Source organism: Devosia ginsengisoli (assembly GCF_024707105.1).
Taxonomy (GTDB): domain Bacteria; phylum Pseudomonadota; class Alphaproteobacteria; order Rhizobiales; family Devosiaceae; genus Devosia; species Devosia ginsengisoli_A.
The window spans coordinates 236001-250224 of record NZ_JANQAJ010000013.1; the positions used below are offsets into that span (position 1 = coordinate 236001).

Below are 14224 nucleotides of genomic sequence, written 5' to 3' on the forward strand. Positions count from 1 at the left end.
CGGGCTTGCTGATTGCATCGTATATAGGCGATGGGCGGGGATTTAAAAAGCCATAGCTTGGAAAAGCTCTAGAGCCCGAGCAAGCCTTCCAGGTAATGCCGCTCGATGCCGAACAGCGCCTTGGTTTCGGCGATCTGCCTGAGCACGGCTTCGCGATCCCGCCCTGCCCGCCCGTCCTTTTCGGCGACAACAAGATTGTTCTTGGGCGTGTGAGCGTCCGAGACGAATTCGAACACCTTGACCCGGTAGCCGCTGAGTTCGAGTAACAGGGCACGCAAAGTGTCGGTGACCATTTCCGCCTGGCGCTCGAGGAAGATGCCGTGGCGCAGCAGGACGCCGAGTTCGGCGGCCGGCTTGCCGGCTTCCATCTGGCGACGGATTTGCTTGTGGCAGCAGGGGGCGACGGCGATCAGCGCGGCACCCGCCTTGATGCCCTGATAGATGGCGTCGTCGGTGGCGGTGTCGCAGGCATGGAGCGCAATGACGGCATCGGCGCCAGCGGCGTCATAGTCGAGGATGGTGCCGGGGACGAAGCTGAGGCCGCTAAAGCCCGAAGCGGCGGCGGTGGCATTGCCGTCGGCCACCAGCTTGTCGCGCAGTTCGACGCCGATGATGTCGGCGGGGCGGTTAGCGACAGTGGCGAGGTAGTCGTAGAGAGCGAAATCGAGATAGCCCTTGCCGGCGCCCATATCGATTATGCGAGGCTTGTCGGCCTTGATGGCTTGAATCAATGGCGCGAAAATCTCGACCATCTTGTTGATTTGCCTGAACTTGTCCTGCGCGTCATTGCGGACCTGTCCGTCCTTGCCTGTGATGCCGAGGGCATGGAGCCAGGGCTTGTTCGTCTCGCCCAGCGGACGATTCTTGGCGCGGTCATGGGTGGTCGGGGGCGCGGCGCGGCCCGCCACTTCGCTGCGCTTGAGGCGGACCTTGTCGCCATTGCGCTCGAAGGTGAGGTCGAATTCGGTGGTGGCGAGGCGGGCGCTGCGGAATTCGTCGCGCAGGGCAGTGCGCAGATTGCCCAGGGCTTCGGGCTGGATTTGGTTCTTGATGATGTCGCGCGTCTTGTAGTGGAAGGTGAAGCTGAACTTCTCCACTCCCTTGGCGACGATCTTCTTGACGTCGATAGTCTTGAGGTCGGCTTCGCTGCCGTGATAGCCGCCGAGCCGGAGGCCGACCAGCGTATTGCCGGCAAAGGCTACCTTCACGGCGCCCAGGAATTCCTCGATGCGCTCGGTACTCAATGCCGTTCCTTGGTGGTGAGGAAGCGGATATTGGGGAAATCCTGCTTGGCGCGATCGGCCCACCAGGCGTTTTGCGCGAGGAAGACCGGCGCGCCGGTGCGATCCTCGGCCATGTTCATCTTCTGGGCGGTGATGAAGCGGTCGAGTTCCTTGGGATCGTCGCTCTCGATCCAGCGGGCCACTTCGTAGTTGAGGCTCTCGAAGGTGATCGGCACGCCATATTCCTTGGCGACGCGGCTGGACAGCACTTCGAGCTGGAGCTGGCCGACCACGCCCACGATCCAGTCGGCGCCGACCGTGCGGCGGAACACCTGGGTGACCCCCTCCTCGGAGAGGTCGCTGAGGGCCTTGGCCATCTGCTTGGTCTTCATGTGATCGGTGAGGCGGACGCGGCGGATGATTTCCGGGGCGAAATTGGGAATGCCGGTGACGTTGATGGTGGCGCCTTCGGTGAGCGTATCGCCCACCGACAGCGTGCCGTGATTGGGGATGCCGACAATGTCGCCGGCCACGGCCTGCTCGGCCAGCTCGCGGTCATTGCCGAAGAAGAACATGGGATTGGATACCGCCATATCCTTGCCGGAGCGGACATTCTTGAGGCGCATGCCACGGGTGAAGGTGCCCGAGCACAGGCGGACGAAGGCGATACGGTCGCGGTGGTTGGCGTCCATATTCGCCTGCACCTTGAACACGAAGCCGGTGACCTTTTTCTCGCTCGGCTCGATCGGCGCGGGAATGGCCGGCTGCGGACGCGGCTCGGGACCCCATTCACCCAGGGTGCGGAGCAATTCGGCGACGCCAATGCCCTTGAGGGCCGAGCCGAACAGGACCGGGCTCAGATGGCCGGCATGGAAGGTTTCGAGATCGAAGGGCGGCAGCATGGCCGTGGCCATTTCGAGGGTTTCGAGCGCCACCATGAAGACGGGGTCATCGACCAGTGTCTCGTTGTCGAGCAGGTCTTCGATGGCATTGTATTCGGCGACGGGCTTGCCCTGCGGGCTGAGCACGCGCTTTTCGAACAGGTCGAGATAACCGTGGAAATCGACACCCTGCCCGATGGGCCAGAGGACGGGGGTAAGGTCGAGCGCCAGCTTGCCCTGGATTTCATCGATCAGGTCGAGCGGGGCCAGGCCCTCGCGGTCCACCTTGTTGATGAAGGTGATGATGGGAATGTCGCGCAACCGGCAGACTTCGAACAGCTTCTGCGTCTGGCTCTCGATGCCCTTGGCCGCGTCGATGACCATGATGGCCGCGTCGACGGCGGTGAGGGTGCGATAGGTGTCCTCGGAAAAATCCGAGTGACCGGGCGTATCGAGCAGGTTGAGCGTCAGCCCGTCATATTCGAAGGTCATCACCGACGAGGTGATGGAAATGCCGCGCTGCTGCTCCATTTCCATCCAGTCCGAACGGGTCGAGCGCACGCCCGACTTGCCACGCACCGCACCGGCCGACTGGATGGCGCCCGCGGCGGCCAGCAGGCGTTCGGTCAGCGTCGTCTTGCCGGCGTCCGGGTGCGAAATGATCGCAAAGGTGCGGCGGGTGCGGAACGGCTCGGCATTGGGCCGGGGCGAAACCTCGGCGGCGGAGGACAAGGACATGGATTCTGCTGGACTGTTGGGGCTGCGGCAAGGGCGCAGCACGTCAATATTGGGGCGCTCTATATGCTTTGACAACCGCCCGGTCAAACCACCCCGCCGTGACGGCTGCCCTGACATTGCGCCTCGATACGGGCCGCGGTAACCTGACGCCGCAATCACCGCCGAGGTCGATCGTGCATCAGGTAGAGCACCGCCACGACGTTCATCCACTGGTCCAGTCGGTGACCCACAGCGTGTTCACCATGGCTGGGGTGGTGGAATTCCTGCCCGATCACTGCTGGGACATCACCTTCATCCGCAATCGGCAGGGCACGTTCGTGCTGCGCACCGGGCTGACCACGCGCCCCGTACACTTCGACGTGGAGCCGGGCGACGAGAACTTCGCCATCGCCTTCAAGCCTTTTGCCTATATGCCGCTCATGCCGGGCGAATTGATGCGCGACGAAGGCGTGGTGCTCGACATGGCTGGCCCCGATCGCTTCATGCTGGGAGTGCAGAGCTTTGAAATTCCGCGGCTGGATAATGTCGAGGATTTCGTGCGGCGCCTGATCGGGACCGAGGCGGTGGAAACCAACCGCCTGGTGGCCTCGGTGGTGTCGGGCCATCCCGATGCGGCGACCGAGCGCACCTTGCAGCGACATTTCCTCAAGACGACAGGCATGACGCTCAAGACTTATGGGCAGATTGCACGGGCACGGCGCGCCCTGACGGAACTGGCCGGGGGAATGCCGGCAGCCGAGGTCGCTTACGCCCTCGGCTATGCGGACCAGCCGCATCTCATTCGCTCGCTGCGCACCTTCATGGGCACGACGCCCGGACAGGTTGCCCGGGCGCCGCAAGGCGATTTCAGCGCAACTGGCTGAAGAAGGACTGCATATCCGCCACCAGCGCTTCGGAGGCATCAGCGGCGGCGAAGTGCCCGCCGCTCTCCATTTCGGTCCACTGCACGATATTGCTGAAGGAGCGTTCGGCAAAGGTGCGGACGGAGCGGAAGTCGTTGGCGAAGGAGGCGACAGCCGTCGGAACGGCGGTGGGGATTTCACGGTAGCCGCCGCCAGTCTGCGCGCCTTCGAGGAAGAAATTGCCCTGCCCGCTGCCCGAGGCCGTGAACCAGAAGATGGCGGTATTGGTCAGGAACAGTTCGCGGTCGAAACTGGTTGCCGCTTCGCCTTCGAAGCCGAAGAACAGTTCGGCATTCCAGGCCAATTGGGCCACCGGGGAATCCACCAGGCCATAGGCCAGCGTGCCGGGGCGTTTGGACTGGATATCGGCATAGCCATTGTATTTCTGGAATTTTTCCAGGTTGGCGAAGCCGGCCAGTTCGAACGGGCTGAGCGTATCCATTTCGCCCGGTGCGCCGGACGGGAAGGCGAAGACCTGTTGCAGGTGGACGCCGATCAGGCCTTCCGGATTGAGAATGGCCAATTCGCGTGACACCAGTGCGCCGGCATCGCCGCCCTGGGCGCCGTAGCTGGCATAGCCGAGACGCTTCATCAGCACATCCCAGGCGGCGGCGGTCCGCACCGGCTCCCAGCCAGGACCGGCCAGCGGCGTCGAGAAGCCGTAGCCGGGCAGCGAGGGGATGACGAGGTGGAATGCCTGCGCGCCGGGCTTGCCATGAGCCTTGGGGTCGGTCAGCGGCCCGATGACGGGCAGGTATTCGACGAAGCTCGACGGCCAGCCATGGGTCAGCACCAGGGGGATCGCATCGGGCTCGGGCGAGCGGACATGCAGGAAATGGATGGTCTGGCCATCGATCTCGGTCAGGAATTGCGGATAGGCGTTGAGGCGGGTCTCCCAGGCGCGCCAGTCATAGCTATTGAGCCACTGTTCGGCCAGTTCGCGGATGAAGTGGACGGGCTGGCCGTGGCTCCAGTCGCGGGAAAAACTATCGGGAAACCGGGCATTGCGCAGGCGCTGGTGCAGGTCATCAAGCTGGGCGGCGTCGATGGCGATCTTGAACGGGGTGATGTCGGTCATTTGTCGGTCCTCGCTGTGCTGGCTTCGACCTCCGAAGCCCTGCCCCGGTTGTAGGAAAAGGGGGCGCGGCGGGATTGAAGATTTCCGACAAACGGGGGGCGGTGGGGCCACGCCCTCGTGGTTCGAGGCGCTGAAGAAGCGCACCTCACCATGAGGGCTACTTTTAGCTCGATGTTCCAGTAGCCCTCATGGTGAGGCGCGAGCTCTTGCGAGCCTCGAACCACGAGGGCGTGCCACCAGGGTCAGGCCAGAATGGGCGCCCCAAAACCCACCACATCTGACACGCGGCGGAAACCGGCGAAGACCGCGCCGCCCCTTGCTGCCAGTTCGCGCTCGCACAGGGCGAGCAAGGCGGCGCCATCGCCCGCCGCCGCCGTGGCCATGGCAGCGGAGAGCTGGTCCGCCAGGGCAGCATCGACTGCGCGCAGGCGGCGTGGCAGCCATTTGCCGGCACCGGACCAGTGGCCTCGCCCCCAAAGCATGAGGTCGACCAGTTTGGGATAAAGCGTGACGGCGATGGCCAGCATCTCTTCCCGGTCGCGATAGCCCCGCAGGTCGTCGGCCAGGTCGGACACCTGATAGAGCAAAAATTCCAGCCGTTCCCCATTCAGCGGCGCCGGACCGGCCTTGAGCAGGCTGGCGGCCCTGGCCCTGAGCGCCGCCGCCCCTTTGACATGTGCGCCCACGATCCGGCCTTCGACGACCATGTTGATCATGACGGGTCGGCCATTTTCGACATCGCGCCCAAGAAACACGTCGAGCGTTGCCGGGTCCTGCACGAAGGCCTCGACCGGAAAGCCTTCCTCCACGAAGGATTCCCGCCAGGCGCGCTCCAGCCGGGGATAGATGACCACCATGTCGATATCGGAACCGATGGTGCCCTGCCCGCGCATGATCGAGCCGGCGACGAAGGCAAAATGCGCGCCGGCGAAGCGCGTTTCCAATGCATGGGCAGCGACAGCCAAAGCCTGGTTGGCAAGGATGCCCGGATGATATTGGTTCATCTGATATGTCCTGGTAGGCGGACATGCGGGCATTAAAAAACCCCGCTCGTGTCCGGCGGGGTTGTTGACGTCAGTCCTGATCGAAAATCAGATCACACGATGCCATTCCCCCGCAAGGCGGTGGTGGTGCGCATAATGGACATCATGTGGTTCGCGATCATGGCCGGACCCTAGCGAGGGTGCCTGCCGCGGTCAATGCCGGTTCAGGCCGGCTCGTTGCTCAGCATGCGCGCGATAAAGGTGCGGACTTCCTCGATGGCCATGCCCAGATCGGCAATGCGCTCGGGGGTCAGCGGGCGTCCGGCCTGCATTTCGACCTCGGCCGCCTTGGCGAGGTCGGCAATGGTCCAGGCGCCGACGCCACTGGCCGCGCCCTTGATGGAATGGAGGTTGATCGCCAGGTCATCGTAGCTGGCAGCCAGTTCGAGGCGCTCGAAATAGGTTTCGACCGTGGTGTCGAAGAGACGAAGGATTTCGTATTCGAGATGCTCGTCGCCCAGGCACTGCTTGGCCAGATGCACCAGGTCGATGGGACGCATGGGCCGGACATGGGAAGCCTGTTCGAGCTTTTCGACCGCTGCTGATCGCTGCGCCATTCTGGCGGCTCCTTAACTGGTGCGGCGACGCGCCCCGGGGACAATGCCGCATTGAGTGAAGGTAGAGCGGGCGGGTGAACAGGTGATTAAGGAGACCGTTTGGAAACTCTGCTCCAGCGGCCATCTGACGCGATATTCTGCGCTTCCGCTGCTCACGTACCTAACCTACGCTGTGCTCCGGTTCTCGAAAATCACGCCAGTTGACTCGCCGGAGCGAGTTTCCGAAACGGTCTCCAAGCCACATCTTCGCCTTTGTTTGGCGGTTCTGATGGCCGCGCTTCATCCCCAGAAAATTAACCTTTGGGTAAGAAAGCGTTCGGTTTGGTTCAAATTGAATGTATTACTGGGCTTTGAACCAGCGCGCGGCGGCGAGGGTTGAGGGACGATGCGGGGCATTTGCATCGAATTGCTTCCATTTGACGATGCCACCGGAAACGGGTGCAGAGTCATAACAACTCCCATGGTCCGCCTTGTTGCTGTGAAGCCGACGCGAGAGTTGTAAAGAGTATGGCGAAGAATCCGACCCCCCAAAACGATCCCGCCGCACTGGCCTTTTCGGCCGTCGAAGACGCCCTCAAGGAATCGGTGTTCAGCCTCGACAGCGCACCCCAGCAGCCGGAAAAGAAGCCGGCGGACAGCGCGCGTTCGGAACGCCTGCGCGCCGCCGACAAGATCGCCCAGCAGGCCGGCAGCGTGGCCAATGACGATCGCTTCCCGACCTCGAAAATCCTCTACAACCTGCAGAACCGCTCCTCGTCCGCCCCGACCTGGATCGCGCTGGTGCTGTCCATCGTGTGGCTGGCCGTGGCCGGCGTCGTCGCCTGGCTGCGCTATGGCCCGCAAATGGCCGATTTCAGCCGCTTCATCGGCACGATCGACTTTGTCGGCCTGCTCGCCATCATGGTGCTGCCGGTGCTCGGCTTCTTTGCCGTCGCCACCCTGTTCCGCCGCGCGCAGGACCTGCGCAACGCTGCCTCGTCCATCACCCAGGCCGCCATTCGCCTGGCCGAGCCCGAAGTCACCGCCGCCGACAAGGTCGCTTCGGTGGGCCAGGCCGTGCGCCGCGAAGTCAATGCGCTGGGCGACGGGCTGGAACGCGCGCTGAGCCGCGCCGGCGAGCTCGAAGTGATGATCCACAACGAGGTCACCGCGCTCGAACGCACCTATTCGGACAATGAATCGCGCATGCGCGCGCTGATCGCCGAACTGGCCAGCCAGCGCGAAAGCGTGCTCACCAATACCGAGCGCGTGCGCGAAGCCATTACCGAGAGCCATACCGGCCTGGTGTTCGACCTCGACATGATCAGCCAGCGCATCGCCGGCACGATCGTGGAAAGCGGCGGCAACCTGACCCGCGCGCTCGAAACGGCCGGCAATACGCTGACCAACAGCTTCGGCGAGCGCACCGAGAATTTCGTGTCGCTGGTGGACAATCGCACCACCGACTTCATCTCCTCGCTGGACAATAGCGCCAGCCGGCTGTCGCTGACCTTCGAGGATCAGACCGGCGCCATGGCCCGCGCGCTCGACGAACGCGCGGCCGAGCTCAATGCAGGCGTCGAAAGCCGCATCTCGTCGCTGACCGACGCGCTCGATGCCCATTCGGTATCGATCGCCAGCGCCATCGACTCGCGCACGCAGCAGATCGAACAGCGCACCGCCGCGCTGACCGGCTCGTTCGAGGAACGCACGCAGTCCATCACCGGCCTGCTGGAAAGCCGTACGACCGAGCTGGCCAATGCGCTCGACGAACGCACCGGGGCCTTGTCGCACCTGTTGACCGATGGCGGCGCCACCCTGCTCGAGCAGTTGCGCGAACGCGGCCATGAAGTGACCGGCGGTCTCGACATGATCGGCCAGCGCATTGCCGAGGACATTTCGTCCCGCTCGCGCGAAGCCGAAGTGCTGCTCAACGCGCTGACCCGTCAGCTCGATGAATCGGTGTCCATCCAGCTCAACGCCATGGACAGCCGCCTGCAATCGGCGGTGATCGAGATCAATGGCGCGCTGGACGATACGTCGGAACGCGCCCGCATCACGCTGGCCACGGCCGGCCAGGATCTCGCTGAGCCAGTTCGATGCCCGCCTCAACGAAATCGCCGCCATCCTCGATACGCGCCTGCACACGCTGGACAATGTCATCGGCGACAAGGGCGACAGCCTGATCGCGCGCCTCGACGAACAGGGCACCAGCTTTGCTGCCCGCGCCAATGTGCTGGAAATGGCGCTCAACGAGGAGAGCGGCCGCTTCAACGATGTCGTGGCCGAACGCACCCGCGAAATGGGCGAAGTGCTCGGCGCGCGCACCAAGGCGATCACCGAAAGCCTCACCAACCGCACCCGCGAAATCTCGGACTCGCTGGAAGGCCATGCCGGCATCATCGCCGAAGCGCTGGACGGCCGCACCAAGGAAGTGGACGAGCTGCTCGCCGCCCGCACCACCGAGATGAGCGAAGCCATCCGCGCGCGCAGCGAGGAACTGGGCGAGACGCTGACCGGCAGCACCACCGCCTTCGACCAGGCCATTGCCGGCCGCACCCAGCGCCTGGCCGATACGCTGACCGAAAAGACCACCGCCCTGTCGCTCGAACTCGACAGCCGCACCGGCACGCTGGCCAGCCAGCTCGACGAGCGCACCACGTCGCTGGTGAGCCAGATCGAGGAACGCACCACCGCCCTGACCGGCGAACTCGACAGAAGCGGCACCGAACTGCGTGGCGCGCTCGACAGTGGCACCCAGCAGTTGGCCCAGGCGGTCGGCACCCGGACCCAGCAGCTTTCCGAAGCTTTGGGCAGCCGCACCCAGGCGCTCAGCGACACGCTGGCCACCCATACCGCCTCGATCGGCGAAACCATCGGCCTGCGCACCACCGAACTGGCCGACACCATCGCCCAGCAGGGCGAGGAAGCCCGCGCCAAGATCGACGGTTCGCTGCGCACCGCCACCGACGCAATGGGCGAGCGCGTGACCACCATGTCGGCGCTGATCACCGACAAAGTCGCCGAGCTCAACAGCAATCTCGGCGAGGGCCTCGACAGCGCCATCGCCCGCATTTCCGATGCCGAGCACGGCGTCGCCGCCCGCATCGACGCGGCCAGTGCCACGGTCAGCGAAAGCGCCCGCCAGGCGGCCGAACTCATCGAGACCGGTGTCACCTCGGCACGCCAGGCCATCGGCGAGATGGTCGACCAGCGCCTGGGCACCCTGCCCGAGGCCATCACCGCCCGCGCCGATATCACGGCAGAGCGCCTCGCCGCGCTCAATGCCTCGATCAATACCTCGATCACCCAGTCCATGGCCGATCTCGAAGCCGGCGCCGACCGGATCGAGGAAACCATCGCCACCCGCATCACCGCGGCGACGCAGAACATCTCGACCGACATCACCAATACCGCCAACCGCATGGACAGCGCCGTGCGCACCGCGCTGGAGCAGATCCGCGTGGCGGCCGGCGATATCGACCAGTTGCTCACGGTCAAGGCGGTGGGCGCGGTCGATACGATCGAGACCCGCCTCAGCGACATCAACCGCTCGGTGGAAGAGCATACCAGCGCCTTTGCCGCCCTGGTCAGCGAGAAGTCCGACCAGTTGCAGGGCGCCCTCAACAATCACGGCAACCTGCTGCGCGACGCACTGGGCGAGAATGCCCGCGAAGCCGAGGCCATCATGGCCGTTTCGACCTCGCGCATCCTCACCGATGTCACCCTCGGCGCTCGGCAAGCTCAACGATTCCAACCTGCTGCTGCAGCGCGTGCTGGATGCCTCCACCGCCAACCTGGCGAATCTGGAAACATCCGTCGCCCAGCAGACCTCGACCTATTCGACGACCGTCCGCGAGGCCATCGGCCAGACCGAACAGGCCGGCGCCATGGTCAGCCAGCATGTCAACGCCCTGCAGGCCACCATTCGCGGCATGGTCGATGAATTCTCGACCGTGCTCGGCCGGCTGGATGCGGAAGCGGCCAACATGTCCCAGGCCTCCAACGCACTGGCACTCACCAGCGACGATGCCCTGCAGACACTGGAAGAGCGCCGCACCGCCATGGATTCGCTGGCCCAGAGCTTCGCCTCGCGCGCCGACGACATCGATGGCCGCATGCGTCTCTTCGCCCAGTCGATCGCCGATACGGTCAACGATACCGAACGCCGCCTGATTGGTGCCCGCCGCGCCATGGACGAAGCCCTGACCGCCACATCAGGCACCATTGCCGAAACGATCAAGGCCTCGACCGACAGCGTCACCGACGCGCTCTATGCCACCAATGAGCGCTTCACCTCGACGCTGGAAAGCAATGCCGGTCAGGTCGACCAGGCCGTGCAGCGCGCCGCCGATGCCGCCGCCGCCGCGCTCAACCAGACCGCCTCGTCGGTCCGGCTGGCGCTCAGCGACCAGGCCGCGCAGGTCAACCACGCGCTCGAGGACAATGCCGGCAAGGTCGGTGACATCCTCGTCACGACCACCAGCACACTGGCCGACACGATCGCCGACAGCTCGCTGTCGGTCCGTGCTGCCATCGACCAGACCACCGGCACGTTCCGCCAGGCGCTGGACGCCACCGCGGGCGACGTCACCAGCCGCCTGGGCGAATTCCGCGGCGCCGCCGATGCCGAAGGTCGCCGTGCCAATGCCGCCCTGCAGCAGGCCCAGCAGATGATGGTCGCCGAAATGCAGCGCGCCATCGAGGAGGCCACGGCACGCTTCAGCGATACGGCCCGCGCCATGCGCGAAACCGCCCGCGAAGTGGGCAGTGAGCTGGAAGCGACCCGCGCCGAGCTGGCGCGCGGTGTCAACGAGCTGCCCGAGGAAACCCGCGCCAGCGCCGCTGCCATGCGCCGCGTCGTGGCCGAGCAGATCGAGGCGCTGAGCGAACTCAACGCCATCGTGCGCAGCCAGCCGGCCACGCATGACCTCAACGATCGCCGCCCGGCGCGCCCTGCCCCGCGTGCGGAAATCCGCCATGAGGCACCGGCCTACCAGCCGCCGCGCCAGCCCGAACCGTCGCGCGAAATCTATGAGGAGCCGGCGCAACAGGCGACTGTCCTAGTCGATCCGATCCGCCCGGCCGCGCCGGTGCGCCGCCCCGAGCCGCAGCCGGTTGCCGAGCCCGAACCGGAAGCCCCGGTCGCCACCACCGACAATGGCGGTTGGCTGCGCGACGTGCTGCGCAACGCCACGGCCACGCAGCAGAGCACCCAGCCGCAGCAGCAGAGCGGGCTATCGGGCCTGACCGACGAAATCGCCCGCTCGATCGACGATGGCGCGCTGGCCGATGCCTGGGCCCGCTACCAGGCCGGGGAATCCAACGTGTTCTCGCGTCGCATCTACACGCTGGCCGGCCAGGGCACCTATGACGAAGTGCGCAAGAAGCTGCAGCGCGACCCCGAATTCGCCCGCACCGCGCAGGCCTATATGGGCGAGTTCGAGCAGTTGCTGAAGCGCGCCGCCGCCGGCGCCCATCCGGCCGCCGAGACGCGCGAATACCTGCTGAGCGACCGCGGCAAGGTCTATACGACCCTGGCCCATGCGAGTGGCCGGCTGAACTGAGGATTTGACCAGAATTGAAGACGGCCCCGGGAAACCGGGGCCGTCTTTGCTTGTGGTGCTGGTGCCAAAACTCCCACCTCACCATGAGGCCACGCGGGGCACAGCGACACCCCAACGCGGATCATGCCACGGTCAGATATCGGCATCCATTGTGCGGGAGATGGGTCGGTAGCGCACCCGCACCGTGGATGTGGTGTCGCTGTCCTCGGCGAGTGGCGTGAGGCGGATCGGGGCGCCATCTGGCTTGCTGTAGAGCCGGATGCCGTCACCGAGCAGGACGGGCGCGATGTGCAGGTCGATCTCATCGATGAGCCCGAGGCCGAGAAGCTGGGCGCCGATGTTCGGGGAGAACACCATGATGTCCTTGCCAGCCGCGGCGGCTAGCGCCAGTTGCACGACCTCGGCGGGTTCGCGATGCAGGAACGTCACATTCTCAACAGGCTCGGCATCTTCGGGGTGATGCGTAAGAACGAAGATCGGGCCGCGCCATGCACCACCCCAGGGACTATGGCCCCCCGGAGAGTCCCAGCCGTCGCGTCCTGCGATGATCGCGCCGGTTCGTTCGATGTATCCCTGGATCACACCCGGCTCCGCGCGATATCCACCGGTCCGCATCCAGCCCATATCGTGGTTGCGCCCTGCGACAAATCCATCCAACGACATCATGAAGTTCCACAGCACTCTTCCGTGCCGTTCCTCGTTCTGCCCGATAGCCATGCCAGTTCCCTACCAATGGTGAATTGCAACTGGTTGCAGTGTACGCCCAACCAGTTGTAACCTACAAGTGGTCTACACCCGCGTGAAGGAATGTATCTGTGGAGCAGCGCTCTGGATGTCCGATCAACCTGTCGTTGGAGGTGTTCGGGGACAAATGGTCGTTGATCGTGATCCGGGACATGATGTTCGGCAACCGGCGGCACTTCAACGTGCTGTTGGCAAACTCCAATGAGGGCATCGCCTCCAATATCCTGGTGAGTCGGCTGCAGCGCCTCGTTGAGCTGGGCATGATTACGCGCACACCCGATCCCAGTCACAAGCAAAAGGTTCTGTACAGCCTTGCCGAACCGGCGATCCAACTCGTTCCCGTGCTCGCGCATCTCGGCGCCTGGGGCCGGCGTCACCTCCCGGCGAGTCGGGAACTGTCAGTCCGCGCCGAACTTCTTGAGCGCGGTGGACCTGCCTTCTGGGACCGTTTCATGGATGAACTGCGCGAGCAGCATCTGGGCATCCCTCGACCAGAGGGAATACGATCGGCCTTCGACGAACTACACGAAGCCTACCAAACCGAACTTGCGCGGATGAACGAGCCATCTGCCTGAAACAACAGCCGGGCCGGGATGGCGCGATCGAAGCCAATGAACGACCGAAACGGGAAAAGGGCTCGGCAGGGTGAACCAGCGCGAATTGAAAAAAGGCCAGTATGATCCGAGGCCTTTCAATCGGGTTGGAGAGCGCTACGGAGTGAGGAAGGCCGTTGCGACCTCGGTGAGGAGCGGCGACTGGATCAGGTTGTAATGCGTGGTGTTGGGGATGATGGCGAGTTGGCTGGCGGGGCGCTGGGAGCCGTCGAAGCCGGCATCGCGCTGGCCGCCGCCGAGCAGCTTCCAGAATTCGACCATATGCTCGGGCCGGATCGAGTCCGCGTCGGCGAAGACCAGCAGGATCGGGGCCGTGATGGTCTTGATGTCCTCGGTCCAGTCGTGTTCGGGCTGGTTCATCTCGCCGGTCTTGCGCATCATCGTCTCCCAGTTGACAGCGGGATAGAGCTGCGCGAGCGGCGAGGCTGCGATCTGCTTGCCGATCTCGGCGGCCATATCAGGCATCTGCGCGAAGGCCTGCCGGGCCTCGGGATAGTCGCCATCGGTGCTGAAGGCGACGGAGACCGACACCAGCTTCTCGACCAGCTCCTTGTGCCGGATGGCGACCTGCAGCGCGACGGCGGCGCCGAGCGAATAGCCCATGACGCGCGCTTTGCCGATGCCGAGGTGCTGGAGCACGGCAGCGACGTCGTCGGCCATCGCCTCGGTGGACCAGGGCCCTTCGCTGTCCGAGCTGAAGCCGTGGCCGCGCAGGTGAATGGCGATCACCTTGTGGGTCTTCGCCATCGCGGCGAGTGGCGTGCCGAAGGTTTGAGACGGGTCGACGCCGCCATGCAGCAGTACCAGCGGCGGACCGTCGCCATGGATTTCGTAGTAGATTTCGGCGGCGCCGACCGGGACCTTGCCCGTGCTGCTGGTTGTGCTCATCGGATTGTCT

Annotated in this window: 11 protein-coding genes; 3 read left to right on the top strand and 8 right to left on the bottom strand. The window is 64.6% G+C overall.

Translation table 11 applies throughout. From position 1 onward, the window contains the following. Nucleotides 1-68: 68 nt before the first annotated feature. Both NVV79_RS21255 and NVV79_RS21260 read right to left on the bottom strand, forming a co-directional pair. Nucleotides 69-1244 carry an SAM-dependent methyltransferase gene (locus tag NVV79_RS21255; protein ID WP_303993844.1) on the bottom strand — a complete coding sequence of 392 codons (1176 nt, stop codon included), beginning with the start codon at nucleotides 1242-1244 and terminating at the stop codon, nucleotides 69-71. Next, nucleotides 1241-2842, bottom strand: a complete 1602-nt coding sequence (locus tag NVV79_RS21260) for a peptide chain release factor 3 (protein ID WP_303993847.1) — start codon at nucleotides 2840-2842, stop codon at nucleotides 1241-1243. The genes NVV79_RS21255 and NVV79_RS21260 overlap by 4 nt, the downstream gene beginning before the upstream one ends. 98 nt (nucleotides 2843-2940) lie before the next feature. Here NVV79_RS21260 and NVV79_RS21265 point away from each other — a divergent pair, with 98 nt between their 5' ends. After that, nucleotides 2941-3705, top strand: coding sequence for a helix-turn-helix domain-containing protein (locus tag NVV79_RS21265; RefSeq protein ID WP_303993850.1), 765 nt, complete (start codon nucleotides 2941-2943; stop codon nucleotides 3703-3705). Here the strand turns inward: NVV79_RS21265 and NVV79_RS21270 are convergent. The 4 genes from NVV79_RS21270 to NVV79_RS21285 form a co-directional block, all read right to left on the bottom strand. Beyond that, the gene (locus NVV79_RS21270) at nucleotides 3689-4822 is read right to left on the bottom strand and encodes an epoxide hydrolase family protein (protein WP_303993853.1); all 1134 of its coding nucleotides are present in this window, start codon (nucleotides 4820-4822) and stop codon (nucleotides 3689-3691) included. The two genes, NVV79_RS21265 and NVV79_RS21270, sit on opposite strands and share 17 nt — an antisense overlap. A 242-nt stretch (nucleotides 4823-5064) precedes the next feature. Then, nucleotides 5065-5826: a nucleotidyltransferase domain-containing protein gene (locus NVV79_RS21275; RefSeq protein WP_303993855.1), complete on the bottom strand. Its 762-nt coding sequence runs from the start codon at nucleotides 5824-5826 to the stop codon at nucleotides 5065-5067. Between the two features lie 203 nt (nucleotides 5827-6029). Beyond that, on the bottom strand, nucleotides 6030-6422 hold the full coding sequence (locus NVV79_RS21280) for an Hpt domain-containing protein (RefSeq protein ID WP_303993857.1): 393 nt from the start codon (nucleotides 6420-6422) through the stop codon (nucleotides 6030-6032). 279 nt (nucleotides 6423-6701) lie between these two features. Further along, entirely contained in the window at nucleotides 6702-8528 is a 1827-nt protein-coding gene (locus tag NVV79_RS21285; RefSeq protein WP_303993860.1) for a hypothetical protein, read from the bottom strand. On the opposite strand from NVV79_RS21285, the gene NVV79_RS21290 reads away from it, so the two are divergent. Next, entirely contained in the window at nucleotides 8422-10347 is a 1926-nt protein-coding gene (locus NVV79_RS21290; RefSeq protein ID WP_303993863.1) for a hypothetical protein, read from the top strand. The genes NVV79_RS21285 and NVV79_RS21290 overlap by 107 nt on opposite strands. A 1753-nt stretch (nucleotides 10348-12100) precedes the next feature. Here the strand turns inward: NVV79_RS21290 and NVV79_RS21295 are convergent. Further along, the gene (locus NVV79_RS21295) at nucleotides 12101-12685 is read right to left on the bottom strand and encodes a dihydrofolate reductase family protein (protein ID WP_303993866.1); all 585 of its coding nucleotides are present in this window, start codon (nucleotides 12683-12685) and stop codon (nucleotides 12101-12103) included. A 98-nt stretch (nucleotides 12686-12783) separates the two neighbouring features. On the opposite strand from NVV79_RS21295, the gene NVV79_RS21300 reads away from it, so the two are divergent. Beyond that, nucleotides 12784-13287: a helix-turn-helix domain-containing protein gene (locus NVV79_RS21300; protein ID WP_303993868.1), complete on the top strand. Its 504-nt coding sequence runs from the start codon at nucleotides 12784-12786 to the stop codon at nucleotides 13285-13287. Nucleotides 13288-13422: 135 nt separating this feature from the next. On the opposite strand, the gene NVV79_RS21305 is transcribed toward NVV79_RS21300, so the two are convergent. Continuing rightward, the gene (locus tag NVV79_RS21305; RefSeq protein ID WP_303993871.1) at nucleotides 13423-14214 is read right to left on the bottom strand and encodes an alpha/beta fold hydrolase; all 792 of its coding nucleotides are present in this window, start codon (nucleotides 14212-14214) and stop codon (nucleotides 13423-13425) included. Between the last annotated feature and the right edge of the window lie 10 nt (nucleotides 14215-14224).

Coding starts and splice junctions, on each gene's coding strand:
- NVV79_RS21280 (WP_303993857.1), bottom strand. CDS start 6,422: ATGGCGCAGCGATCAGCAGCGGTCGAAAAGCTCGAACAGGCTTCCCAT.
- NVV79_RS21285 (WP_303993860.1), bottom strand. CDS start 8,528: ATGGCGGCGATTTCGTTGAGGCGGGCATCGAACTGGCTCAGCGAGATC.
- NVV79_RS21260 (WP_303993847.1), bottom strand. CDS start 2,842: ATGTCCTTGTCCTCCGCCGCCGAGGTTTCGCCCCGGCCCAATGCCGAG.
- NVV79_RS21290 (WP_303993863.1), top strand. CDS start 8,422: ATGGCGCGCTGGACGATACGTCGGAACGCGCCCGCATCACGCTGGCCA.
- NVV79_RS21270 (WP_303993853.1), bottom strand. CDS start 4,822: ATGACCGACATCACCCCGTTCAAGATCGCCATCGACGCCGCCCAGCTT.
- NVV79_RS21295 (WP_303993866.1), bottom strand. CDS start 12,685: ATGGCTATCGGGCAGAACGAGGAACGGCACGGAAGAGTGCTGTGGAAC.
- NVV79_RS21275 (WP_303993855.1), bottom strand. CDS start 5,826: ATGAACCAATATCATCCGGGCATCCTTGCCAACCAGGCTTTGGCTGTC.
- NVV79_RS21305 (WP_303993871.1), bottom strand. CDS start 14,214: ATGAGCACAACCAGCAGCACGGGCAAGGTCCCGGTCGGCGCCGCCGAA.